Annotated in this window: 18 protein-coding genes; 5 read left to right on the top strand and 13 right to left on the bottom strand. The window is 44.9% G+C overall.

Translation table 11 applies throughout. The annotated features are described in order from the left end of the window. Positions 1-146: 146 nt before the first annotated feature. Positions 147-2,138: a methyl-accepting chemotaxis protein gene (locus M9196_RS07955; RefSeq protein WP_250616999.1), complete on the top strand. Its 1,992-nt coding sequence runs from the start codon at positions 147-149 to the stop codon at positions 2,136-2,138. Between the two features lie 239 nt (positions 2,139-2,377). Next, on the top strand, positions 2,378-3,550 hold the full coding sequence (locus M9196_RS07950; protein WP_250616998.1) for a DUF1887 family protein: 1,173 nt from the start codon (positions 2,378-2,380) through the stop codon (positions 3,548-3,550). A 96-nt stretch (positions 3,551-3,646) separates the two neighbouring features. On the opposite strand, the gene M9196_RS07945 is transcribed toward M9196_RS07950, so the two are convergent. Both M9196_RS07945 and M9196_RS07940 read right to left on the bottom strand, forming a co-directional pair. Then, complete coding sequence (locus tag M9196_RS07945; RefSeq protein ID WP_250616997.1) at positions 3,647-4,879, bottom strand: MFS transporter; 1,233 nt, start codon at positions 4,877-4,879, stop codon at positions 3,647-3,649. Positions 4,880-5,242: 363 nt separating this feature from the next. Next, the gene (locus M9196_RS07940; RefSeq protein WP_250616996.1) at positions 5,243-6,496 is read right to left on the bottom strand and encodes an MFS transporter; all 1,254 of its coding nucleotides are present in this window, start codon (positions 6,494-6,496) and stop codon (positions 5,243-5,245) included. Positions 6,497-6,842: 346 nt separating this feature from the next. Between M9196_RS07940 and M9196_RS07935 the strand changes: the two genes are divergently transcribed. Continuing rightward, positions 6,843-7,724, top strand: a complete 882-nt coding sequence (locus tag M9196_RS07935; RefSeq protein WP_250616995.1) for a LysR family transcriptional regulator — start codon at positions 6,843-6,845, stop codon at positions 7,722-7,724. A 114-nt stretch (positions 7,725-7,838) separates the two neighbouring features. Here the strand turns inward: M9196_RS07935 and M9196_RS07930 are convergent, their stop codons facing one another. The 3 genes from M9196_RS07930 to M9196_RS07920 form a co-directional block, all read right to left on the bottom strand. Beyond that, on the bottom strand, positions 7,839-9,215 hold the full coding sequence (locus M9196_RS07930) for an aldehyde dehydrogenase (RefSeq protein WP_250616994.1): 1,377 nt from the start codon (positions 9,213-9,215) through the stop codon (positions 7,839-7,841). A 150-nt stretch (positions 9,216-9,365) separates the two neighbouring features. Next, positions 9,366-10,430, bottom strand: a complete 1,065-nt coding sequence (gene buk / locus M9196_RS07925) for a butyrate kinase (protein WP_250616993.1) — start codon at positions 10,428-10,430, stop codon at positions 9,366-9,368. Between the two features lie 38 nt (positions 10,431-10,468). Then, positions 10,469-11,404 (bottom strand): bifunctional enoyl-CoA hydratase/phosphate acetyltransferase, encoded by a 936-nt coding sequence (locus M9196_RS07920; RefSeq protein ID WP_250616992.1) that lies wholly within the window; start codon positions 11,402-11,404, stop codon positions 10,469-10,471. Between the two features lie 708 nt (positions 11,405-12,112). Here M9196_RS07920 and M9196_RS07915 point away from each other — a divergent pair. Continuing rightward, positions 12,113-13,639, top strand: a complete 1,527-nt coding sequence (locus tag M9196_RS07915) for a diaminopimelate decarboxylase family protein (protein ID WP_250616991.1) — start codon at positions 12,113-12,115, stop codon at positions 13,637-13,639. Positions 13,640-13,786: 147 nt separating this feature from the next. On the opposite strand, the gene udp is transcribed toward M9196_RS07915, so the two are convergent. The 4 genes from udp to M9196_RS07895 form a co-directional block, all read right to left on the bottom strand. Next, on the bottom strand, positions 13,787-14,545 hold the full coding sequence (udp, locus tag M9196_RS07910) for a uridine phosphorylase (protein WP_250616990.1): 759 nt from the start codon (positions 14,543-14,545) through the stop codon (positions 13,787-13,789). 216 nt (positions 14,546-14,761) lie between these two features. Next, a complete protein-coding gene (locus tag M9196_RS07905) occupies positions 14,762-17,074 on the bottom strand; it encodes a zinc/cadmium/mercury/lead-transporting ATPase (RefSeq protein WP_250616989.1) in 2,313 nt (770 codons plus the stop codon). 81 nt (positions 17,075-17,155) lie between these two features. After that, on the bottom strand, positions 17,156-18,619 hold the full coding sequence (locus M9196_RS07900; RefSeq protein WP_250616988.1) for an MATE family efflux transporter: 1,464 nt from the start codon (positions 18,617-18,619) through the stop codon (positions 17,156-17,158). Between the two features lie 84 nt (positions 18,620-18,703). Further along, a complete protein-coding gene (locus M9196_RS07895) occupies positions 18,704-19,120 on the bottom strand; it encodes a CBS domain-containing protein (RefSeq protein WP_250616987.1) in 417 nt (138 codons plus the stop codon). A 236-nt stretch (positions 19,121-19,356) separates the two neighbouring features. Between M9196_RS07895 and M9196_RS07890 the strand changes: the two genes are divergently transcribed. Beyond that, the gene (locus tag M9196_RS07890; RefSeq protein WP_250616986.1) at positions 19,357-19,614 is read left to right on the top strand and encodes a hypothetical protein; all 258 of its coding nucleotides are present in this window, start codon (positions 19,357-19,359) and stop codon (positions 19,612-19,614) included. A 128-nt stretch (positions 19,615-19,742) separates the two neighbouring features. Here the strand turns inward: M9196_RS07890 and M9196_RS07885 are convergent, their stop codons facing one another. From M9196_RS07885 to nirB, 4 genes are all read right to left on the bottom strand, one after another. Continuing rightward, positions 19,743-21,512 (bottom strand): bifunctional protein-serine/threonine kinase/phosphatase, encoded by a 1,770-nt coding sequence (locus M9196_RS07885; protein ID WP_250617093.1) that lies wholly within the window; start codon positions 21,510-21,512, stop codon positions 19,743-19,745. Positions 21,513-21,655: 143 nt separating this feature from the next. Next, complete coding sequence (locus M9196_RS07880) at positions 21,656-23,125, bottom strand: NarK family nitrate/nitrite MFS transporter (RefSeq protein WP_250616985.1); 1,470 nt, start codon at positions 23,123-23,125, stop codon at positions 21,656-21,658. A 207-nt stretch (positions 23,126-23,332) separates the two neighbouring features. Continuing rightward, on the bottom strand, positions 23,333-23,671 hold the full coding sequence (nirD, locus tag M9196_RS07875; RefSeq protein ID WP_250616984.1) for a nitrite reductase small subunit NirD: 339 nt from the start codon (positions 23,669-23,671) through the stop codon (positions 23,333-23,335). 53 nt (positions 23,672-23,724) lie between these two features. After that, entirely contained in the window at positions 23,725-26,283 is a 2,559-nt protein-coding gene (nirB, locus tag M9196_RS07870) for a nitrite reductase large subunit NirB (protein ID WP_250616983.1), read from the bottom strand. Positions 26,284-26,289 lie beyond the last annotated feature (6 nt).

Here is a 26,289-nt window from a genome sequence, read left to right as displayed (position 1 = left end):
TTTATATTTCAGTTTTTGTTATTTCTAACGATAACAATATCAAGAGTCAGAGAGACAAGTACCTGTTAAATCGAGAACCGAACATCGGGTAACGCGTCCAAGGTTGTTTATTTTATATTGCTGCAAGACACTAAAAAGGAACAGGTATGCAAGGTTCAGTTGTTAGACGGATGTACGCTGGGTTTACACTCATCGTCGTTCTTTTTGTTATAACGATCGCGATAATGCTCAATGGAATGAGTCAAATACATCAATATTTTGGTACCGTATCCAATACGTCCTTGCCGTTGGTGTCCCTTTCCAATCAAACTAGTGTACAGCTACTCTCTGCTGACAAGTCGTTCAAAGACTTTCTCACCACACAAAATACAGAGCGCATGGCAATGCGACGTAGCGAATTTTCCGAATCAATGGACGCCTTTGGTACAGTACTAGACCAACTTGCACAAGCCAGCACTAATGTTCCCGAGCTAGAAACGCGAGTGGGTGAGTTACGCGAAGTACAAACTCGCTATGGACAAGAAGCACAAGAAGCGATGGATAACTATCAATCGATGTTTATCGCTCAGGAACAAGTTCAGCAATCAACCCGTCGTTTCCAAAAACTTCATTCCGATTTATCCGTTGGCATGAAAGAGTATGTTGACGACGTTTCAAGTATCTCCGTTAAAGTCATGGCAAAAAGCTACTTTATTAAATTAAAAGACGCCGAACTGATTACGTCCGATGCGCTAGCAAGCAATGATACCGAATTTGTCCAATCTGCCGTGGACAAAAACCGCAAAGCAGTCACCCATCTCAACTACGCCTATCGCGGACTCGTAACTCAAATGCCAGAACTGAAAAAAGTCTTTGATGAGTCCGTTGAACAATTTAGTACCGATGTGGGGAAAAAAGGTGGCGTACTTGACCAACACAATAACTATCTGATTGCTCGCTCAGGGCTGTATCAAAATATTGAAAACCTTGCTTCGGAAGTCGATAGTGCAATGGTCACGCTTAATGGCTTTACCGATACCGCTACCACCAACCTAAACCACTCGTTGTCAGAAGCAGGAACGGTATACGATGAAGGCGTTCTCAAAGCCATCGGCATTGGTGTACTGGTGTCTCTCATCGCTATTGGTATTGGCTACCATATTGCGCAAAGTGTTCGTCAACCGCTCAACAGCACATTAAAAGCGCTTGAGAGCCTCACGGAAGGTGACATGACACAACGTATCGACGTGAAGTACAACAATGAGTTTCGTCGTTTAGGCGATCACATTAATACTCTTGCGGACAGCCTACATAATGTGTTGGTTAAATTGAACGATGCCTCAGATAACCTTACCGTGACAGCAAGTGACAACCAAAACACATCAAGCAATGCACAAAGTAAATTAAGCGCTCAACGGCAACAAACCGCTAACGTTGCAACCGCGATGACAGAGATGTCACATTCGGTACAAGAAGTGGCAAACAGCGCACAAAGCTCATTGGAAAAAGTACACAAAGTTGAAACGGCGTCGGAGTCTGGTCGTCAAATTATGAGTACTAACATCAGCACCATTAATCAACTTGAAGTCAGACTTAACGAGTCAGTTGAAGCGGTTGGTGAACTGCAAAAAATGAGCAGCCATATTGGCAGTATTTTAGATGTCATCCGTAATATTGCCGAACAGACCAACCTACTCGCACTCAACGCCGCAATCGAGGCTGCGCGAGCAGGAGAACAAGGTCGTGGTTTTGCCGTTGTTGCAGATGAAGTCAGAGTGCTCGCACAAAAAACAACTGAGTCTACCAGCGAGATTGAAACGATGATCAGCAACTTGCAAAGTAGCTCAAAAAGCGCAGGAAAGGTCATCGAAAGCTGTATGCAAGATATGGAACTGTCTGTTGAACAAGCCTCAAGCGCTAATGGTGCGATGGAAGAAATTCAGGCGCTGATTATAGAAATTAGCCAAATGAGCACCCATATTTCTCAAGCGGCGGCGGAGCAAAGTGAAACCACGGCAGATATTGCGCAAAACATCGAACAGATTAACCATATTGCCGATGAAAGCTATCATGCCATGTCAGAAATTGCCTCTACCAGTGAAAGCCTGACAAGCCTTGCAAACCAACAAGGAGAACTTGTTCATCGCTTTAAACTGTAGTGATAACCTACGCTCAGCATCGGTGGTTAATGACCATTTAAGGTTTTTGGTACTAACACCGCGCTGTTTTAGGTAAGAAATACGTTAAATATTGTTCTAGGGCAGGCTTTCATACAAGCCTGCCCTTGTTTTTTACAGCAAGCGACGTTATATCTTGAGTATGGCTTGCTATACTTTTTAATGACTTAAGTGTCATTCTCTCCTACTTCTTCAGCAAGCCAAACGTTGAAGGAATTTTTATGGCTGTTCATGTTGGTATCATTGATCAAGACCCTATCCGTCTTGTCACCCCACTTTTAGATGATAGAACGGTAAGTCGACACATCATATTTATTGGTGATAAGTCGCAATTTGACATGTTTGAACGACTGCATTCCGTATTAGAACAGCGCGAAATCACCTCTGAGTTTTTCGAAATTCCGAGTGTTGCTAACACTTCTGCGATCAAGCAGTCGGTGCTTGGACTCGCCAGGACATTGAAAGAAAAAAATGTCGAAGTAAAACTCAATGCCAGTTGTGGGCTAAGGCACAGGCTTCTATCTGTATACGAAGTATTTCGAACCTACCATTGGCCCATTTTTGTTGTCGAGCCAAGTAGCGATCGTATGTGTTGGCTCTACCCTGAAGGCGCAGAAGACGCGCAGGTACAAGATCATATCACTATCAAAGACTACCTCACTGTATTTGGTGCTCGCGGCGAGTTCACCGAATACGACATCCCACCTCAGCTAGATAAAAAACTTTATGCTCTTGGTGAGCGCTGGGCGGGAAATGCGCTAGAGTTAGGTCCTGGCTTAGCAACTCTGAACTACCTGGCAACGACATGTCGAAAGGAACAAAAACTGGATGTCGAGCTCTCTGATAAACAACAAGGCTACCGTGAACTCAACATGCTCATCAGTGACCTAGTTGACCTAGAGATCGCCTCTTATGATAATGGTGTACTGACTTTTATCAGTGAAGATGCCAGACGTTTTTCTAACGGAGAGTGGCTTGAAAACTTAGTACACAGCACTGTAAAACAGATTCAAGACGACATGCCAACTATTCAAGACCGTTCGCTCAACGTTCAGGTTTATCGTCAGCTCGGTGAGCGAGAAGTTCGTAATGAGCTTGATGTCGCCTCAGTGGTCAATAACAAACTACACATCATTGAATGTAAGACCAAAGGCATGCGCGATGATGGCGATGACACTTTATATAAACTTGAATCATTACGGGATCTATTAGGTGGGTTGCAAGCGCGAGCCATGCTGGTGAGCTTTCGTCCATTACGACATAACGACATCACGCGAGCTGAAGATCTTGGTTTAGCACTTATTGGACCAGACGAACTCAAATCACTTAAGCACCATTTAAGCCTATGGTTTAAAGGCGCAGGTGGCGCAGACGAACAAACGGCATTGTCGTAATATTGTCATCGATTCAAATGAAAAAAAGCTTGGTGATATCACCAAGCTTTTTCACTTTTAAGCATCTATTCTCGGCTAAGCCTTAAATAGGCTACCTTAAGATTCTACTTTTGCTGTCGCTTTATGCTTGATGCCGACGATAAGAATACAAACATAAGCGGCGACCGTAAGCGCAAGTATCGCAAAAGGTAACGCCGACCAGCCCCAGCCGTCGATAGCAATACCGCTTACCACACTACCTAAACCAAAGCCAAGTGAGATGAAGAACATCATCAACCCTTGGGTAAATCCGCCACCAACAAACGTTAGACGAGCAGCAATAGCTGGCGAAATCATATCCGTCACAGTGATACCTTGTAAGTACACCAAAACAAGACCTAGTGGGATAATAAAGCCAAGAGACAATCCTGTTTCTGCAATAAAGTACAGACCCGCGATTACCACAATCGATACCACACAGCTAAGCTTGAACAAGCTCAATGCCCCAAACTTAGTTACGTATTTTTCTGCACCAACCAAAACAATCAAGCCAAGGACAGAAGCAATTGAAAGGTTCGCAGCCGACATAGATTGTGCAACGCTGTATGCATTTTCCATCAAGTTCGGATACTGAGCTTGGAAGGCACCTTGACCTGCACATAGCAGTCCAACCGCTAATAAAAACAGACCAAAGTTAGAAAATAGGACTTTAGAGAAACCAACTTTTTCAGCATCATCTTCACTATTTTGTTGAGCAACCAATTCCGCATTATCAACGATACGCTGAGCCGCTTGCTTGTTGCTCATCATTGTTACAACCAGCAATACCGCAACAAGAACCATCATCGCAATGAAACGTAATTCAAAGCTCCAACCCATGCCTGTTACGGCAGCCAACGCGACTCCAGAAATCAGAGAGCCAAAAATAAGCGTTTGCGCCATTCGACCTAACTTCATGGCTTCCGTTTTTTCATCGTAGCCAGCAAACGTGATAAACACAGGGTTAAGCATCAGCAAAATAGCAGAGCCTGTACCAAATAGTACCGAACCCACAGCCATAAATGCGAAGTTATCACCTGCGGCTAAGAATGCGGCACCGGCAAGTAGGTAAGAAACTAAACCTAAACCTTGCGCTAAACGGTGTGCCTTAAATTTGTCAGCAAGAATACCGATAAGAGGAGCAAATAGACCCGCTAGACCAAACAAGCCCATAGCAAGACCAGCCTGAGTCGCACTACCGGTCCGGGCCAGAATAAATGATGGAACCATCATGGGAATAAATACGATTTGAACAATACCGTATGCAAAGTGAGCGGAAAACCACCCTTCTAGACCGAGTTTTTTCAACATGTTACGACCTCTAATGTCATTGTTCACTTTCAATTAGCCGCGAATAAGCCGCACAACAAAAATGACGAACAATACTAATTCAGACCCACTATAAAAGCGGTCCATCTTCTAAATGATCGCGATTATAATTATCTTTATTATCCATAGAAGTAACACGGGGGAAGCGCGCTAGTACGATTAGTATGTTACCTACATAAGTCACAACCACAGCACAACAAGTGTTAACAACCAGCTAGCTATAGCACTACATCCGAAACGACTTATTAACTCAGTATAGCGCTTTAACCTTATTCGAGATCAAAAAAAGCGTGGTCAGGACCACGCTTTTCTCGCATTAAGCATTAAGCCATCATGCATGAGCTATTAAGCTGTAGCTTGGTTGCTCGCTTGGTCTTTAACCAGTAGCTTCTTTTGTTTGCTTGCAACAATCAAGATACAAACATAAGAAATGACAGTCAGACCCAAAATAGCCAGTGGAAGTGCCGACCAGCCATAGCCATCAACAGCAATGCCACTTACCACACTCCCTAGACCAAAACCTAATGAGATGAAGAACATCATAAGACCTTGAGTATAACCGCCACCAACCAGTGTTAAGCGCGCAGCGATAGCAGGTGAAATCATGTCGGTAATAGTAATGCCTTGCAGGTAGACAAGCACCAACGCAAGAGGAATTAGATATGGTAATACCAAGGCTGCTTCAGCAATAAAGTAAAGCGCAGCAATAACGGCGATAGAAATAACAGCACATAATTTAAACAAGCTGATTGAGCCGTATTTCGCAACAAATTTCTCTGCCAATACAAGAACAAACAAGCCTAGAACCGCTGCAACAGACAAAGTAGCCGCAGATAAAGATTGTGCAACACCGTAGCCATTTTCCATTAAGTTTGGATATTGAGCCTGAAAAGCCCCCTGACCCGCACACAGAATACCAACAGCAACCAAGAACAGACCAAAGTTTGAAAATAACACTTTAAACAAGCTGACTTTAGGCGCATCTTCTTTTGCTGCTTCCGCTGCCATCGCATCGGCATTATCAATAATACGCTGTGCTGCAGATTTATTGGTCGCAACTGTGATAACAAAAAGAACAGCAACCGCAACAATCATAGCAATAAAGCGTGCTTCGTAAGTCCAACCTGCATCGGTTACTGCCGCAAGCCCGATACCAGAGAGTAAAGAGCCAACAATCAGAACCTGAGACATACGACCCAGCTTCATGGCTTCTGTTTTAGCATCGTGACCAGCAAAAGTAATAAATACCGGGTTCAACATCAGCATAATCGCTGAACCTGCACCAAAAAGTACAGAACCAGCAGCCATTAGCGTGAAGTTTTCACCAGCAATAACAAAACAACCGCCAGCTAGCATATAAGCAATCAAGCCTAATGCCTGTGTCAGTCGGTGTGCTTTAAATTTATCAGCCATTAAACCAATTAACGGCGCTAATAACCCCGCAATCCCAAATAACCCCATTGCAAGACCGGCTTGAGTCGCACTCCCCGTACGAGCAAGAATAAAAGACGGCACCATCATTGGTATAAATACGATTTGAACTATGCCATAAGCAAAATGCGCTGAGAACCAGCCTTCTAAGCCAAGTTTTTTCAACATATTACAGACCTCGTAGGTAAATCACTATGTAATGTGAATAGACAAAAATAAACCGCAAAAAAAATCCATTTTTTACACTTTATAAGTAAGCTTAACAATTTCGTTATTTGACCTTATAATCCGGCGTTTATCGTTATCATCAAAGCCAAATTATTAGCCATTCAATTGGTAGGCTTATTAATCAAATTCATCATAATGACTCTACCTATAAAGTGATATAGGGTCCGGACGCCACTGTCAACATAACGCTTCACTCAGTGCCAACATTGCTATACTCTAAAAAGAGATGATAAAAATAATAGTAGCGGATCAGAATATCGCTACATTGAAGGCTGGATCCTACCTTATGAACCTAACTAAACTGCGCGTATTTGCATTAACTGCCGAACATGGCTCGTTAACCAAAGTCGCCACCATGATGAGCAAGACCCGCACTTCACTAAGCATGGCTCTATCTAGTCTAGAAGATGAGCTTGGTGTTGAGCTATTTGAAAGAACTCGCAATAGGCTTGTGCTCAACGATGCAGGACAAGCCTTACTTCCCGACTGTCGTAATATATTGAATATGGCAGAAAGCCTATACTCAAAAGCGGAGCAGTTTCGTCAAGGGGACAGCGACAAAATACGTATTGCCTATGATGACACGCTACCCTCTACCTTTTGGCGTCAGCAGCTCGTTGCCCTATCGGACAACTTTCCTCATTTGTCACTAACCGCAATAAAAGCGTCAAGCGCCGATATTCCAACATTAGTAAAAGATGGACATGTTGAACTTGGCTACGGGTTAGTCTTTAGCTCTGGTGATGACCCACAAATTAAAGTTCGCTCGTTGCACCGAATTCGAATGATGGCGGTCTGCTCTCCTAAACACGCATTAGCACAATTAAATAACGTCACGTCTACTGACATTAGTGCCCATCGCCAGATCGTTTTGTCGCATTTATTTGAAGAGATCCACGAAGACTTTAGACCAATTTCAAGTAGCACAATTAGCTTTTCAAACCACCAAGAGGTATTAGAAGCCGTCGTTGATAACTTAGGTTGGGCGATTATTCCAGAAACACTGGTGAAGCATCAATTAAGGCAGGAGCACTTAGTCGTGGTGAAACACCCTAACGGAATGTATTTCGAAAGTTTTGGCGAGATGTCCCGTCCCAATGATCACACCGTGGAGACACGCCAATCACTGATCGACGGAATAGAAGAAGGCATATACGATTTGTTCTAGATTACACCACCTAGGAATTAGGCACCGCTCTTTCCCATTCTTTCCCTGTTAAAACGATAAAAGCCGAAGCAAAATGCTTCGGCTTTTTCGTTGTCATCAATCGGGGTAAATTGATTAAACGATGCGTAGACCGCCTTGAGCGATAGCAAAACGACGTGCACGTGTGTAAGACAGTGCGTTCGTGATACCTTCGCCAGTAGGGCCTGCGATTGTGAACGTTGAAGTACCTTCAGCGTTGTAACCTACACCAGAAAGTGTTGGGCCGTTGTGAGCAAAGATAGTGGTGTTGATTGCACGACCAAACTTAGTCACGTTCTCAATGTTACCAGAGTAGATGCAAGAAGAGTGCTTGTTGCCACGCTCTGCTGCTACTGCACGCTCAATCGCTTCTTCGATGTTTGCACAACGAACGACTGGAAGTACTGGCATCATTTGCTCAACGTGTACTAGTGGGTGATCGTTCTCAACAACCATTACCGCTAGACGTGTATCAGATTCAACACCGATAGACTTAAGGATTTCACCAGCGTCTTGACCTACGTGTTGCTTAACTGGGTGCCATACGCGAGCGATTTCTTGAGCAGTACAAGGCTTAGCACCGTCAATTTCGTCCATAGTAAGGATTTGTGCTGTTAGCTTCTCAGCTTCTTCAGCAGAAAGCACGTATGCGCCAGTTGCTTCTAGCTTAGCTAGGAACTCGTCAGCTACTGCGTCTTCAACGAATACTTCTTTCTCACCGATACAAAGTAGGTTGTTATCGAAAGATGCGCCGCCGTATACGCCAGCTGCCGCTAGGTCTAGGTTAGCAGAAGCGTCTACGATAACTGGTGGGTTACCAGCGCCAGCGCCGATGCCTTTCTTACCAGATTGTAGGATAGCTTTAACTAGACCTGGGCCACCAGTACCAACAAGCATGTTGATTAGTGGAGATTTAGCGATTTCGTTAAGCGTTTCTAGAGTCGGCTCTTTAACCATAGTGATTAGGTTAGCTGGGCCGCCTGCTTCAACGATAGTTTTGTTTAGCATGTCAATCATAACAGCTGAAACAACTTTTGAAGATGGGTGAACGTTGAACGTTACTGCGTTACCAGATGCTAGCATAGAGATAGCGTTGTTAACGATAGTTTCAGTAGGGTTAGTTACAGGAGTAACTGCGCCGATAACACCGTATGGTGCACGCTCTTCTAGAGAGATACCGTTGTCGCCAGACCATACTTTAGTTTCTAGAACTTCAGTACCTGGAGTTTTAGCAGCAGTAAGTTGGTGCTTAGCAATTTTGTCTTCAACACGGCCAAGTTTAGTTTCTTCACGAACCATTTTTGCGAAGTCTTCAGCTTTAGCTAGAACTGCGCCACGCATAGCAGTAAGGATTGCTTCACGGCCTTCTTTAGTTGAAGTTGCGTAGAATTCTACTTGAGCTTTATGAGTTGCAGCGATTGCAGCTTCAACAGTTGTGAATACACCTTGTGCATTATCGATATCAAAAGACATGTTTATTACCTCTGTAAAGTATTAAGTGGTTGTCCACTTTCGCAGAGCAGGCACTAGAGCCTGCTCTAATCTTTATTTAGTTAGGCGTCGCTCATTCATTAAGCGCCGCCATTTTATTAAGCGTAAGTTTTTATTAAGCGTCAGTTTTTATTAAGCGTAAGTTTGAGCAGCTTCTTCGCCGTTCACTACGCGCAACGTACCTAGTACAAGAGCTTCTAGCTCTACTTCACCTGGGTACGTTTTAACTGGAGCTACGAATGAAACGCGTTTTGCAATTTCAGCCGTGATGTATTTGCTGTAAGCAATACCGCCAGTTAGCAAGATACCGTCGATAGCTTCGCCACCGAACACTGCACCCATAGAAGCGATTTGCTTAGAGACTTGATAAGCCATTGCGTCAGTCACAAGCTTGAACTCAGCGTCGCCAGCTTCTGCTTTTTCTTCGATTTCACGCATGTCGATACTACCTGTGTAGCTAAATGCGCCGCCTTTACCTTGGATGAATGCTTTCATCTCTGCGTGCGAGTACTCGCCGCTGAAGCAAAGGTCAATAAGTTCGCGAGTAGGTAGGTCGCCACAACGCTCTGGAGTGAAAGGACCTTCAGATACTGCGTCGTTTACATCAACAGTTTGGCCGCCCATGTGAGCACCAACAGTGATACCGCCACCCATGTGACATACGATTACGTTTACGTCTTCGTACTTCTTACCTTGCTCTTCAGCGAACTGGCGAGCGATGGCTTTTTGGTTAAGAGCGTGGAAACGACCCTTACGTTTAATCGCTTTGTGACCAGAGAAAGAAGCAAGTTCAGATAGTTCGTAAGTAACAGGCGCATCTGTGAAGAACGCGTCGATACCGTTCTCGTCAGCAATTTCTTTGCCAATGATCGCAGCTAGGCTCGCTGGATGTTGGATTTGAGCTTCTAGAAGGTCTGCGATTACTGCATCTTCAACTTTGTAAGTACCACCAGCGATTGGCTTAAGTACGCCACCACGACATGCTACAGCTGCAAGCTCAGATGCTTTAACGCTAGCTTCTTCAAGCGCCGCTAAAATCGCTTCTTTACGGAACGCTTTTTGGTGTGCAACAACCGCACCAAATGGCGCTAGTTCTTCAGCGCTGTGACGTAGCGTTTTTTCGAAAAGCTCAGTAGTGCCTTCGAAAACACCGATTTTTGTAGAGGTAGAACCTGGGTTGATAGCTAGAATTTTCATTTCTTCGTTAACCTGAATTAGTGACTTTCTATTTGTAATTACGCAGAGACTTCTGCAGCTTCTTTCTGTTGGCTTAGAGCAGCAACAGAACACGCAAGCGCGATAGAAACGGTTTTCTCAGCTTCGCCGTCTGCACGCGAAACAAGAACAACTGGGATACGAGCACCAAGTAGAACACCCGCCATGCTAAAGCCAGCCATGTACTGAAGTGCTTTAGCAAATACGTTGCCTACTTCGATGTTTGGAACCATTAGGATGTCAGCTTGGCCAGCAACCGCATCGGTACAACCTTTTAGGTTTGCTGCATACTGAGATACTGCGATATCTAGAGAGATAGGGCCTGAAACGATACAGCCTTCAATTTCACCATTCTGGTTCATCTTTTGAAGTTCAGCGGCGTCCATCGTTGCTGGCATTTTGTCGTATGGCTTTTCTTTCGCACATAGGTTCGCAACTTTTGGCTCTTCAATGCCAACAGAGTGTGCTAGTTGAACTGCGTTTTTAATGATGCCTTTCTTTTGCTCAAGTGTTGGAGCAATGTTCATTGCCGCATCAGTAAATACGTGGAAGCTATCGCCGCCTTCTTTGAAAAGTACGCCAGCGTGGCTAAGAACATTACCAGTACGTAGGCCGTGTTCCTTTTTAAGCACTTCTTTTAGAAGGATTGAAGTGTCGATTAGACCCTTCATTAGTAAGTCGCCTTTGCCTTCCGCAATTGCTGTCACAGCTGCTGCTGCCGTTGCTTCAAGGCCGTCAGCTTCAATGATTTCGAAATTAGCCAAGTCAACGTTCGCTTTTTCAGCTGCGGCATTGATTAGCGCACGCTCACCAACAAGGATGACGTCAGCCATACCTTCTTTAAATGCGTTATTTGCTGCATCTAATGTTGCATCATCGTGAGCTGCTGCAACAACCATGCGTTGCTTTTTACCGAATTTCTGAGCTTGCTTAATAAAGAAGTCTTTATTGTACATAGGGGCGATACCTTTTAATTAGATAGATGAGCTCAATATGTAGCTCTCTATTTATCTATTTCGATAGATTCTTATCAGGAATAAAGCGCTTAATACTGTGGAGCAATATATCGGCTTGTTTTTATTCCTTTCAAAGGATGGAATTAATTTAGCCCACTTGATATCGGTTTTAACTTCACTGAGAGTCAATTTTTTTGAACGATTTACTGTAACTTCACTTGAACCGTAATAATTCAGGTAAATCAACATTGATCAGTCTTATGTGTCGTTATTTAGGTCACATTATTATTGAATTTAAACGACCTGAGTCATCAGTTATCAAAACTGAATAAACATATTTAGATCCAGTAACACTAATAACACTGGTGGTAAGTTACCTATAATCAAAAGTAACAACCCAGTAACTTGATGGGTTTATTTATCGCGATGACTACTTATTTTGTCGCTTTATTACCGCTAACACCTATGATGAACTCTCGTTTTATCAACGCGACCCCAGTATCAAACAACCTAAACATTCACTCAGTGAATAACTCAATACTTATTTGCAACTAAATTTAACGATTTAGCGTAAGATTTATTGACGCTCAGTGAAATGCTTAAATTCTCCTTTTGTCTAGACTTAATTCCAACAAACCAATAAAGAGCTTTCGGCGTAACAGCCTGAATCTCATGACATATAAAGTTGACTACCAGTAAGGGTCGAAGATGAAATATCAACACCGTCTAGAAGAAAGCGTTAATCGCCTTAGCACTGTTCTTGATGAGCAAAAGCAATTGCTTGAAGAGCACAAAGCAACGATGAACTACGCAGAGCGTCTAGAGAACATTGTTACTCCTACAGACGAACTAACGACTCAAGGTGACGACCTGCTAATCGGTGGCTGTAAAGCAACCGACCTTATCGCGCAATACGGTAGCCCGCTTTTCGTACTGAGCGAAGACACGCTACGTAACAACCTACGTCGTGTTAAAAACGCATTCGGTAACTACTGGCCTAAGCCGGTAAACGTGATGTTTGCTATCAAATCAAACACTAACTTCGCGGTTCGTGCTATCTGTAACGAAGAAGGTGTCGGCGGCGACTGTTTCGGTCCTGGTGAAGTGGAAGCAACGCACTATGCGGGCGCGGATCCAAAAACAATCGCTCTTAACGGTACGGTTAAGCCTGAGCTTGCTATCCGCAAAGCGATTGAATACGGCTACGCGGTTCACCTAGATTCTTACGAAGAAATTGAAATCGTTGAGCGCATCGCTCGCGAAGTGAAGCCTGCTGAAAAAGTTCGCATCGCGGTTCGTCTAAAAGTAATCCCTGAAGATTTCTTTAACGACTTCGAACCAGACGCATACCCGTTCCCGAACTTCATCGGCGCAATGAAATGGATCAAATTCGGTCTTCTTAAAGAAGAAGCGAAGAAGATTGTTAACCGCGTGAAAGAAATCGACGTATTTGAATTCTACGGTTTCCACACTCACCTAGGTCGTTTCTCTAAGCAGCCAGAAGGTTGGGATGCGCTTTACCGTCAATACGCACGTGACATCATGGAGATCTCTCGCGAATGTGGCGTTCAACCTTTCCAATGTGACCTAGGCGGCGGTTGGCCACGTGAGCGTGAGCCAGAGTGTCGTAGTAAAGAGCACATGATGAACTCAAACACTATCGAAGACTACGCGAAGATCGTATGTGAAGGTATGTTAGAAGAGTTCAACAAAGAAGGTTTCGAGATCCCACAACTGTGGCTCGAGCCTGGTCGTTACATCGCAGGTAACATCGGTACGCTACTGACTTCTGTCTACGTAGTTAAAGATGACCAAGAGATGGACTACACGTACACCATGGTTGATGCTTCTACTTACCTAGCAACGCTAGTTGAGTCTCAAGAGTCTAAGAACCCAGTACTTCCTGCAAACAAGATGACTCAACCACTTGTGGAGCTTACGACTGAAGTCTCTGGTCCTATCTGCATCCCATCAATCTGGGAAAGTGGCGCACGTATGCCTAAACTCGTACCAAACGACGTACTTGCTATCATGGATGTGGGTCACTACGCAGAGTCTCAGGCTAGCCAGTTCAACTCTCTACCACGTCCTGCAACGGTACTCGTTAAAGACGGCGAAGCTGAGCTAATCAAACGCGCTGAAACCGTTGAAGACGTATTTGCCACGCAAATTCTTCCAGAGCGTTTTGTAAAAGCAAAAGCTGAGATCGAGAAAAAGAAAACAGCTAAAGCATAAGTTTTATTAGATAGAAAACAAAACCTCTCACTTCGGTGAGAGGTTTTTTTATACCTACTATTTCCAACCCCCAAAAACCTATTCCCAACCAAAAAAAAACCTCCATAACGGAGGTTCTTCATTAGAATCTGCGATTTAGATAACGTGCTAAATCAGCTTACGCGCCGCTTCAACCACGATCTTAATTGAACGCGTTTCTGCTTTCTTCAGGGTGTCATGGTCCGGCGTTTCTTTTTGGGTACGGTTGATGATCACACCTGCCACACACCCGGCTTTCAGACCCGAACTTGCGCACATGGTCAACAAGGTTGCCGATTCCATTTCAAAGTTAAGCACACCCATTTGTTGCCATTCATCCATAGAGCCTTGGAAACGACGAACAACACGTCCAGAGAACGTATCATAGCGCTCTTGACCAGGATAGAAGGTATCACTTGAAGCCGTTACGCCAGTATGAACAGCAGAGCCCGCTTCGATAGCCGCTTGCTTCATTGCTGTAGCTACATCAAAATCAGCAACTGCTGGGAATTCCATTGGGGCAAAATGTAAGCTTGCGCCATCAAGACGAACCGACCCTGTTGTGACGATCATATCACCCACATTCACATCTGGTTGAATCGCGCCCGTTGTCCCTACGCGAAGGAAAGTACGCACGCCGAGTTGCGCCAATTCTTCAACCGCAATAGAAGTCGAAGGGCCACCGATACCAGTAGAACATACGACCACCGTTTTACCGTCTAACTTAGCACGATACACCGTGTACTCACGTTGGCTTGCCAAGAATTCAGGCTCATCCATTAACTCAGCGATTTTTTGCACGCGAGCTGGATCGCCAGGAATAATCGCTAATGTTGCACCTTGAAGATCGTCTTGGTTTACGCCTAAATGGAAAACAGCTTGGGACATAGGGTGGTTCCTCTTATTTCTTAGTTATGGGATCAAGCTTATAAGATAACCGTGAGTCTTTCCGCTCACAGATCACACTTCAAGAAAGGTGATTGCACAAAATTACACATAAAACCGATTGGCATCACACTTTTATTAAGATGGCCCAATAATTAGCATAAAAATTAAACGCCCACCTCACGATGAAGTAGGCATTCCCCTAATTATCTTTCTAGCTTAGTCCAGTTTAGATTTATGTCTAAGTAGCCTTAAAGCATTCAAGGTGACAATCGCAGTCGCACCACTATCAGCAAGCACCGCAACCCAGAGGCCCGTCATCCCAAGTAAGGTCGTGACTAAAAACACCGCTTTTAACCCTAACGCCAATGTCACATTCTGTTTGATGTTATTTAGCGTGGCTCTAGACAACTCAACCATCACCGGAAGTTCAGCTAAACGATTGTGAGTGAGCGCAGCATCCGCAGTTTCTAATGCGACATCTGTCCCCCCTCCCATCGCGATACCAATATTCGCCGCTTTCATCGCTGGGGCGTCATTAATACCATCACCAACCATTGCCACTCTTTGGTGCTGGGCTAACTCATTGACATACGTCACTTTGTCAGCAGGTAACAAGCTTGCTTTATAGTCCATGCCCAACGGCGTCGCAATCGCGTGAGCACTGCGCGCATTATCACCGGTTAACATGATGGTATTGATACCCAGTTTAGCCAGTTTCTGTACGGCTTCTGCGGCGTCTGCCCTCACTTCATCTCGCCACGCTATCAAACCAACGGCGCGCCCTTCATTGGTTAATACCACGACCGTTTTACCTTGGTCTTCTAACGAAGCAATGTGCGCCAGTGTCTCAGCTTTTAGCTCAAATACCACTTTACTTGGCGCAAGTAATGCATAATGATGACCCGCAACAATTCCCTCGATTCCAATCCCGACCAATGCCCTCTTTTCTGTTGCTTCTGGGATAGAAATGCCTTGTTCTTCCACATAACGAACCAGAGATATTGCTAGAGGGTGGTGAGATCCCGACTCAATCGCAGCGCTAACCTGAAGTACGTACTCCTGATCAAAATCCGCTAATGGCATAATGTCCGTTACATGAGGTCGACCTAACGTTAACGTGCCAGTCTTATCAAAGGCGATAGCTTTCACGTTACCCAACTGCTCTAACGCCGCGCCACCTTTAATAAGCGCCCCACGTCGTGTTGCCGCGGCTAAACCAGAGGTAATAGCAGCAGGAGTGGAAATGACCAATGCACATGGACAGGCAATCAATAACAGCGCCAATCCACGGTATACCCATGTCTCCCATGGTTGGGCAAACAACAACGGTGGCGTAATGATGACAGCAAGAGACACTAACATCATCAACGGTGTATACCAGCGGCTAAACTTATCTAAAAATCGTTCAATCGGCGCTTTACGAGATTCCGCTTCTTCAATGAGGTGTAAGATTCGATCAATCGCATTTTCACCTTGCTTCGAGGTGACTTTTAATATCACCACCTTGTCAGTCAGCACCGCACCAGCCATCACATTGTCGCCAACCAGGCGTTCAACAGGCAAAGACTCACCAGTCAAGGCACTTTCATCGAAACTAGCACTGGTCGAAACCAATTCACCATCTGCAGGCAACCTGTCACCTGGGGCGACTTCAATCATATCGCCAGGCTGTAACTCTGAGGCACTTTTCTTCGAACGTACCCCATCTATTACCACGGTTGCATCTTCAGGCACTAACGACATTAAGGCTTGAACGCCACTTCTTGCTTTCGATGCTGCAAAGGATTCAAGGCGTTCGCCAATCAAGAACAGTAACAAGACCATGCCAGCTTCAACGGTTTCTCCCAAATAAAGTGCCCCAATTGCAGCTACACTCATGAGTGTTTCAATCGCAAAGGGCGTGCCCGACTTTGCTAACTGAAACGCTTTCTTAGTAATGGGTATTAACCCTAGTAAACAGGTGAGAACAAACAGCCATTCACTCAATTGAGGAAAAGAAGAACGACTTAACGCCGCAATGAGCATTCCGGCTGAAATGGCTAAAATATGGGCATTTTCTGATACGGTTTTACGCCAGCCTGATGGCATCGGTTGTTGAGCGGTATGGGATGATGAACTGCCATTGAGTGACTGTAATGTAAAACCGACTTTCAGTACCGCAGATTCAACTTCTGACACCAACGCTGGGTCATTGACTCGAACCACCAGCTTCTCGGTAGCAAAAAGGACCTTGGCGCTCACAACACCTGGAATTTTACTCATCGCCGTTTCGACCTTACGAGCACAAGATGGGCAATCCATGCCAATCACTTTCCAAGAATGCATAGACGCGTTTGTTTCTAGGCTTTCTCCACTAACAAGGGGTTCCTCTGGTTCACTAGCGCTGCACTCTCCTTGTGTCGAGCAACAACTTGATGAGGTTTCTTCAGTCGATGAAATCGCCGCGATAGTCGGCGCGCTACAACTTGTCCCCACAGGGCGAATAGCATTGATTTTTTGAGTACGGCACGCATCATGTTTATTACACATGAGGTTCTCCTTGATTAACATAAACCTGTATCTGTTAATGCAAGTCTACACCTTGGAGTTAACTCCAAGGTCAAGGATTAATTAGTCGGTCATCGAAACAGGTGACGTTCCTGGTTTGTTTTTCGCCACATCTTCAATTAACACCGCATCATGAGTACAGAAAGGCTGGGAGTTTACACTGGTCAAACTCGGGTCTTTGTTTTGTTGGCATTGCCCCGTTCTTCGCAGCTCCACAATGTGATACTTAAGAACAATCAACCCCAGCACGCCGAATACGATGTTACCAATGGCTTGTCCATAGAGAACGCCCAATGCGCCAAACCAATGAGCCCCTAAATAAACAAACGGTAAAGTGCCTGCCGTCGCTTTCCCCAGATTCAACGCCGTTGAATAGAGTGGTCGACCAAGGTTATTAAACGAAGTATTCGCCACAAATAACGCACCATTAAAAATAAACGTGATGGCGACATAAGTGGCAAATGTCACCACAATTAGAGCCGCATCCCCCGTCAAAGAGAAAGCGGAGATGACGTAATCTTTGACAAGATAAAGAATAAGGCAAACGACTATCGTATAGGTGGTAGTCACAATCAATGAGTTGCGCAAGGTTTCTTCTACTCGGTCAATCCTAAGCGCCCCAAAATTTTGTCCGATAATGGGCCCTACCGCACCAGACAAAGCAAAAATAACCGCAAAACAAACCGGTGTAAGGCGGCCAATTACTGCATAACCCGCGACAAAGTCTTCACCAAATTGGGCGATAGAGGTGGTCACAATGGCATTGCCTATGGGCGTTGCGGTGTTGGCAATGATCGCGGGTAACGCGATCGCTAATATGACTCGGCTATTTTTGATTACTTGATTGATTCGCGGCGCGGAAAGTAGTTTATGCACTTGTAATAAAGGCATGAAAGAGAAATAAAATACCGTAAAGCGCGCAATCACAGATGCAATGGCGGCGCCTTCAACGTTCCAGCCAAAACCAAAGATAAATAACGGGTCTAAGATAGCATTGACGATACCGCCATAGAGCGTTGCCCACATGGAGCGCTTAGCATCACCGGCGGCGCGCAGACCTGCGCCACTTGCCATACCTAGTGCAATCAATGGGCTACTTGGCATGATAATCCAAAGGTACGCTTCTGCTCGTTCGTGGGCACGACCTTCAGCGCCTATTGCGGTGAGCAGCTCAGGAATATACGCACACATGATCGCGGTAATAATGGCACTAATGACGAAAGCAATCACCAAGACACTGCTGCCTATTTGTTTAGCAAACGCAGTATCTTTGGCACCAATCGCTTTCGACATGAGTGCGCCCATCGCGATAGACGTACCAATAGAAACAGAGGTGGCAAAAAACGTTAATGTTCCAGCAAAACCAACCGCAGCCGCTAGCTCAACTTGACCTAACATGCTGATAAAAAGCATATCGAGAAGATCAACGACGAATAACGACATTAAGCCAATAGAGCCGGCACCCGACATCACGAGGATGTGACGCATGGTTGATCCTTCAAGAAACTTTGCTGATGGCTCTGTCATGACAATCCTTTGTATCTCGTGACCAAAAAATAAGGCGCTTTCGCGCCTACTCAATACTTATCATCGCTTAGACGACGAGACGCGCTATACCGGATTTTTAAAGCAAGCCTTCAAGTTTTTACCAATCGCCTGCAACACATCTCGACGTGAAATCATGCCAACTAAACGCCCGTTGTCGATAACCGGGTACACTTTAGGCTTCCCAACTTTCATCATATCAGCCAGTTCAATGATCGACATTTCAGGGGTTACTGATAGCACTTCTTTATACATACAATCCCCAACCGTGTGGGTATCTTGACAGTGGTATGTCACTTTCACCAATTTTTCTAGTAGATCCTGCTCTGAAATAAAGCCAATAACTTTTTCATTTTCATCAATAACGGGACCACCTAAGTGCTTTGATTCCATCACCTTATCTAAAGCCGCACTCAATGGCATATCAACGGTAAACGTAATTGCTCTTTGAGTCATATAATCTCTTACTTTTAAAGATTCCATGATGTTCTCCTTATCCCCAACAACTTACTTCGTTATTTTCATTGTCGTCTAATTATTTAATTTTGCTAAATTGGAACGAGTGATTTTATCCATAGACAATACCTATCAGGTCTCACTCAATTCCGCTCCTTTTTACTAAGCGTAAGACGAAAACGTCAGCTTTGCCTATCTTCCCTTTAAGAAATTTGTAACAATCTCAACGCTGTTTCCCTGTTTTACCCTTAGGATTATTGTCATTGTTTAAGAAAATACTCGCTGTACTCGCCGATGCCGTTGAATATCGCTCTCGAATTTGGGTGGTTCACGTATCGGAATCGTTATTAAAAGATCAGTCGTACGTGGTCAATGAAGACGGCTTCGATACCTCCTTAGCGTGGATGAAACGTAAAGGGTACACCTCCACGATGCTGGAACAAGTAGAGGGCATGAAACGTTCTCAAGTTCTTGTATTCAATTTTGGTCAAACTCAACATCAGCTAATGCGGGTTAAATAACAAACGATGCTTACCCGTGCGCCTAGTTAACTTGCGCTAATCATTAGCTCGTCCTTGCTAATTAGCTCGTCCTGGCTTTGTCGTTTCTCCTTGCTAATTAGTCCGCTCTACCATGTAAGCGTAATCCGCTATTCTTTCAGCAGAATCAACAGCTCAACAAAGGCAATAAGGGCAAACAGTACCGCAATGCCTTTCCAAAAGAGTACCGGACTTTTTTTCATTAATGGTCTGGATTCCGCGCCTTTCAAAAGCATGGTATTTGGTAAGGTAATATCGGTGACAAATTCTCCAAGCACTTGGTAGCGAGAGGTCGGTTGTGGATGGCAAGCTTTCTGTATTGCCAGCTCAAACCATAATGGTACGTCTTCTCTCAATTCGCCCATGCTTCGATATTGCCATTTTTGATGCCTGGCTTGCTGCACTGACAGCGCCGTCACCTCTTTATATGGTAGTGCCCCACAAAGCATCTCGTAACTGATCACTCCCACGGAAAACAGATCCGACACCGTCGTTGCCGGTTCTCCAGATAAGTATTCTGGGGCAATGTAATTCGCTGCGCCCAGAGGATTTTCAATGCGTGTACTTGTCTGGCTTTCTTCCAACCCTTTAACGGATACAGCCCCTAGATCAATGATTTTTACCGCTCCATCCGCATTTATCATTACGTTTTCAGGCTTGAGATCTCGATGAACCATATCAAGGCGTTGTAATACCCGAACCGCTTTAATCAGTTCGTCAATTATCGTTCTAACTTGTTGCAGCGTTGGCTGAGGATTGTCATACATCCACTGTCGTAGTGTTATTCCGTCTATCCACTCACAAAGGTGATAGAGATAAGGAGAAGACTCAGCCTGCGGATGAATTCTCATAATACGATGATTATTCACCCGACTTCCCACCCAATATTCATTGCTAAAATACACGAGCGTATCAGTATCATCGGCATAATGTTGTGAAGGGGCTTTAAGCACATAACGTTGCTGGGTACTTTCTTCTATCACTTCATAAACATGACTGCGACTGCCAGAGTGCATCACTCTTGTCACTCGATAACCGTCGATACGGTTATTCACCTTAAGTGCAGGTGGTATGACGCGGTTAAGGGTCTGTTGTTGAAACTCGAAAAATGTCAATTGCGGCAGCGCCTCCACCGACACCAATAAACACGTCGCGTTGTCTTGACCACCCGCCTTAATCGCTTGCTGACACAATTGATTAGCCCGAAGTTCAAAATCCGTCTCAGCACCGGAAACCACCTTCGTCTCTTGCATCGCCTTACAAAGAGCGGTGTCATCAAGTACATCATGCACACCATCGGTTGTGAACAAGAACTGATCACCCGTACGTAGCTCTATTGTTTGGTAGTCAACTTCAAGCGCAGTGTCCATGCCCAAAGCACGGGTCAAATAGGCGCCTTTCCCACCATTCATTCTTTGATGATCACGAGTAAGCAAGCGCAATACGCCAGCTCGAAATAGATAAACTCGACTATCACCGACATGAAAAATATGGGCGGTATTGGACTTAAAGATTGCACTACTAAATGTGGTCACTAACCCATTATGACGAAGCGCCTCTTTCGCGCCCGATTCATACAACCAAGCATTCAGTGATTTCAGCACTTGGCTGGCACAATGCTGCACGCTCCAGCTGTCTGGTGTCGCATAATAGTCAGACACAAATTGCATCACACTGGTATGACTGGCTTTTTGCCCGTGATCACTGCAGCTCACACCGTCTGCAATACAGGCAATGCTTCCCTTAAGTTCTTGCTCTGATTTTTCACTAGGATGGCGAACGACAAAGGCATCTTGATTTTCTGCCCGTATCCCTGTCAAAGATGCGCCACCATAACGAAGTAATAGTGACTTTTTATTTTCCATATCGGGATTCTCCATCATTACCCCACCCTAGCTCAATCCTTGCTTGGATAGGATGATAAAATTGCATTATGAACAAAAGCCTCGTGCTAGCGAGGCCTTTGAACGAGAGGGCATTATTTCAAGAATTGATAAGCCAATCCCCTCTCTCCCGATGTGTATTAATGAGAAACATTAATCAGTGTTACACTGCCGTCCTCATTGACTTCTGCAATTTGTCCATTTGGCTCTTCCATAAACATAAGCGTGACAAAACCAAGAACGGCGGTGCCTGCAATCACATAGAAGAATGTCTGGTAATCAACAAATGACAATACCGTTAGATAAACCACTGCGCCGACGTTACCGTAGGCTCCAGTCATACCTGCTATCTGTCCAGTCATGCGACGTTTAATAAGTGGCACTGTAGCAAATACCGCCCCTTCCCCCGCCTGAACAAAGAACGAACATGCCATCGCCGCGCAAACCGCTACCCATAGTGGCCATTCGCTGTTGACCTGACCCATCATGAAGTAACCAGCAGCGAGTCCTGCGGTAAGGATAAGCAACGTTGATTTACGACCAAACTTGTCCGAAATCCAACCACCACCGGGTCGAGACATCAAATTCATGAAGGCATAAGCCGACGCGACCATACCCGCAAGAACAGGGGTTAACTCAAACGTTTCCGAGAAAAATAACGGTAGCATAGAGACTACGGCAAGCTCTGAGCCAAATGTAGCAAAGTAAAGTACATTCAAAACGGCAACTTGTTTAAACTTGTACTGGTGCATCTCTGGCACTGGTTTGGAAAATATAGACTTATTCACTTTCCACACTTGAGAGACTTCGTACACATACAGTGCAAATAAGCCAAGGTAGAACGCGTTCACTAAGGTTTCACTCAGCATACCGATGTTTGATGGTGACAATTTCCACGCAAGCAAGGCAAGTGCCGCATACATCGGGATCTTCATAATCAACAAGAAGAAGAAATCGCCTTTTGACGTCACTTCCATCGCCGTTAAGTGCTTAGGTCTAAAGTAAGTTGAGCCTTTCGGTGTGTCTTGCACACTGCGATAAAAAACAAACGAGAACAATAGACTCATCAAGCCAGTGATCGCCACAGCGTAGCGCCAGCCATCTTCACCACCAAACATCAAGGCAAGTGTTGGAAGTGTAAACGCAGCGGCGGCGGAACCAAAATTACCCCAACCACCATAGATACCTTCCGCAGTACCCAACTCATCATGAGGGAACCACTCAGAAACCAAACGGATGCCAATTACAAAGCCTGCGCCAATAAAGCCCAGCAAGAAACGTGCTATCGCGGCTTGAATAAACGAATCTGACAGCGCGAAGACAAAACACGGTATAGAACACACCGCCAGCAAGGCGGAGTAAACCAGCCTTGGTCCATATTTGTCCGTCAGCATACCAATAACCACCCTAGCCGGAATGGTCAGCGCGACGTTTAAAATCAGCAACGTCTTTATTTCTTCCGTTGATAGTCCAAGGGACGTTTTTACCATTTGCAGTAATGGTGCAAAGTTAAACCACACCACAAAGGTGATAAAGAAGGCCATCCAACTCAGATGGAGCGTTTTCATCTTTCCTGAAAATGAAAACAGATTGAACTTAGTACTTTCCATAATAAAATCCTTTTTAACTGGTCTACGAGCCAACCAGAGTTCCTTACTCAAAAACCGACCATGTCACACGACTAATTTAATCAGCTATCAATAACTTAAGCAGCCATAAAACTGTAAACCGCTATAACTCATGTAAACCGCTATTAATCCATGTAACCGCTATAAGTCATTTAAGCTGCTTTAAGTCTTTAAGCTGCTGTTAGCCATTCAAGCAGCCATGGGTAACTTCAATTGAACCTGGCTACCGCTCACTCTCACATCAAATCGTGTGAGTTTAACCGCGGGCTCTTCAATACAGACGCCGGTCTGCAAATTAAAGTGCTGCTTATAGAGAGGTGATGCCACACAAGGTTGCCCATCAAATGAACCCATAATGCCTCTAGACATCACATAGGCGTGACCAAAAGGATCGTAATTACAAAGCGCATACAGTTCATCACTACGCTGGCAATAAAAAATCGCCACTTGTCTATCTTCTACCTTAGCGCACACCCCGGTGTGCGGAACTAAGTCATCTGTTGAACAGACCGTTAACCACTGACTCATAGTCTTCTCCTTAACGATTAAAATCTTTATCTCTTCTGATATCAATGCGTTGGTTACACTTCCACGACATCAATACGCTGCTCTAGAATGAGCGCTTGTTTCTTATTATTAGTTGGGAATCGTTGCTGACGAATATTAACGAACTGAAGATTGCTATCTAGCTCGTCAGTATTCACAAAGTGCTGGAATCGTTTAAGCTTCTCTGGATTTTCGAGGGTCGTTTTCCATTCACATTGATATTTCCCGACATTGGTTGCCATATCCGCTTCAAGCTCATCGGCAAGGTCAAGTTTATCGTCGACGATAACTTGCTTGAGATAATCGATGCCACCTTCTAAATTTTCTAACCAGACGGAAGTACGTTGCAGACGATCCGCGGTGCGAATATAGAACATAAGTACTCGATCGATGTAGCGTATCAAGGTCTCTTCATCGAGGTCTGTTGCCAATAAGTCAGCATGACGAGGGCGCATCCCTCCGTTGCCGCACACATACAAGTTCCAACCTTTATCTGAGGCAATCACACCAATATCTTTTGATTGAGCTTCTGCGCACTCTCGGGTACAGCCTGAGACTGCAAACTTAAGCTTATGCGGAGAACGTAAGCCCTTGTATCGATTCTCAATGTCAATGGCTAAACCAACACTGTCGGCCACCCCATATCGACACCAAGTGCTGCCTACACAAGATTTCACTGTTCGAACGGATTTTCCATAGGCATGACCCGTTTCGAAACCGGCATCGACTAATCGCTTCCAAATCAACGGTAGCTCGTTCAATTGCGCTCCAAACAAATCGACTCGCTGACCACCCGTTATCTTGGTATACAAATCGAAGTCCTGTGCAACCTGCCCTAAGACAATCAATTTCTCTGGCGTGATTTCACCACCAGCGATGCGCGGGACCACCGAATAGGTACCATCTTTTTGCATGTTGCCGAGATAGATATCGTTAGTGTCTTGCAGCTCCATATGTTGCTCTTCCAAAATGTAGTCATTCCAGAATGAAGCCAAAATAGAACCCACTGTCGGTTTACAGATTTCACATCCTAACCCGCTGCCGTGAGTTTCGAGTAAATCATCAAAAGTCTTGATTTGGTTAACTCGAACGATGTCGCTCAGCTCTTGACGCGAATAGGCAAAATGCTCACAAATATCATTGTTAACTTCTACGCCTAGGTTCAGTAGTTCACTATCTAAGACTTGTTTGGCAAGGGCAGAACAGCCGCCACAGCCAGTCGATGCATTCGTTGTGTCTTTAAGCGCAGCCATCGTATTACAACCACTGGCGACCGCTTGTTTGATGTCCCCTTTGGTGACATCAAAACAAGAACAAATGACGGCCGAGTCTGGCAATGCATCTACGCCTAATCCCGTCGAGCTATCGTCCGCCACATTTGGTAAAATCAGCACAGATGGGTTATCTGGTAATGGCATATCATTTTGCTTAAGCTGTAACAGTGTTCCATAAGCATCTGCGTCACCAACCAATACTGCGCCAACAATCTTGCTGCCATCTTCAGAGACAATTAAGCGTTTGTAGACTTGTTCAATTTCGTCATTGTACGTGTAAGACTGCGCGCCCGGTGTTTGCCCGTGCACTTCGCCAATACTTGCCACATCGACACCCAACAACTTGAGCTTGGTACTCATGTCCGCGCCAGTAAATAACGAATCCGACTCACCATCACTCAAAATTTGTGACGCCGCTACTTTTGCCATTTGGTAGCCCGGAGCCACTAAACCAAAAATTTTATTATCCCATAACGCACATTCACCTACGGCATAGACATCTTTGATATTGGTCTGGCAGCTGTTGTCTATCACAATGCCACCACGCTCACCAATGGCGATATTTGACTGCCTTGCCAATTCATCTTGTGGACGAATACCCGCCGAGAAAACAATGACGTCCGTCTCCAGATGCGTACCATCAGCAAAGTTCATTCGATAACGCGAGTCGCTGCCTGCAATAATCTCTGTCGTGGCTTTTTGTGTGTGGACAGTCACGCCAAGATTTTCAATCTTTCGCTTTAGCAATGCACCACCACCATCGTCCAACTGCACCGCCATTAAACGAGGGGCAAATTCTACGACGTGTGTTTCCAAACCTAAGTTTTTAACCGCATTCGCTGCTTCTAAACCTAACAGCCCGCCGCCAATCACAACGCCGCTCTTGCCGGTTTTACTTGAGGCTTCGATAGCATCCAAGTCTTCAATGGTTCGATATACATGACAATGAGCCTGATCATTACCTGGAATTGGGGGAACGAACGGAAATGACCCTGTCGCTAATACCAGCTTGTCATACACTTCACGTCGACCACTCTCCGTGACAACTGTTTTTCCGTCTGTATCCAGAGATACCACTTTGTCATTTAATACATACTGTATGCCATTTTCTTCATAGTAACTGGCGTCCGTTAGTGCCAGATCACTCGCCCCTTTGTCTTCATCAAAGTAGCTGGTAAGTTGTACGCGGTCATAAGCCAGCCTTGGCTCTTCCGAAAATGTGATGACCTGATATTCTTCCGTTCCAGACGAAATTATCGAATCAATGAATTTGTGACCGACCATTCCGTTGCCAACAACGATAATCTTCTGCTTGCTCATAATTCA

This window comes from Vibrio methylphosphonaticus (assembly GCF_023634655.1).
Lineage (GTDB): Bacteria > Pseudomonadota > Gammaproteobacteria > Enterobacterales > Vibrionaceae > Vibrio > Vibrio methylphosphonaticus.
Note: the sequence above shows the minus strand (reverse complement) of the source record. Positions and strands in the feature narration are given on the sequence as shown.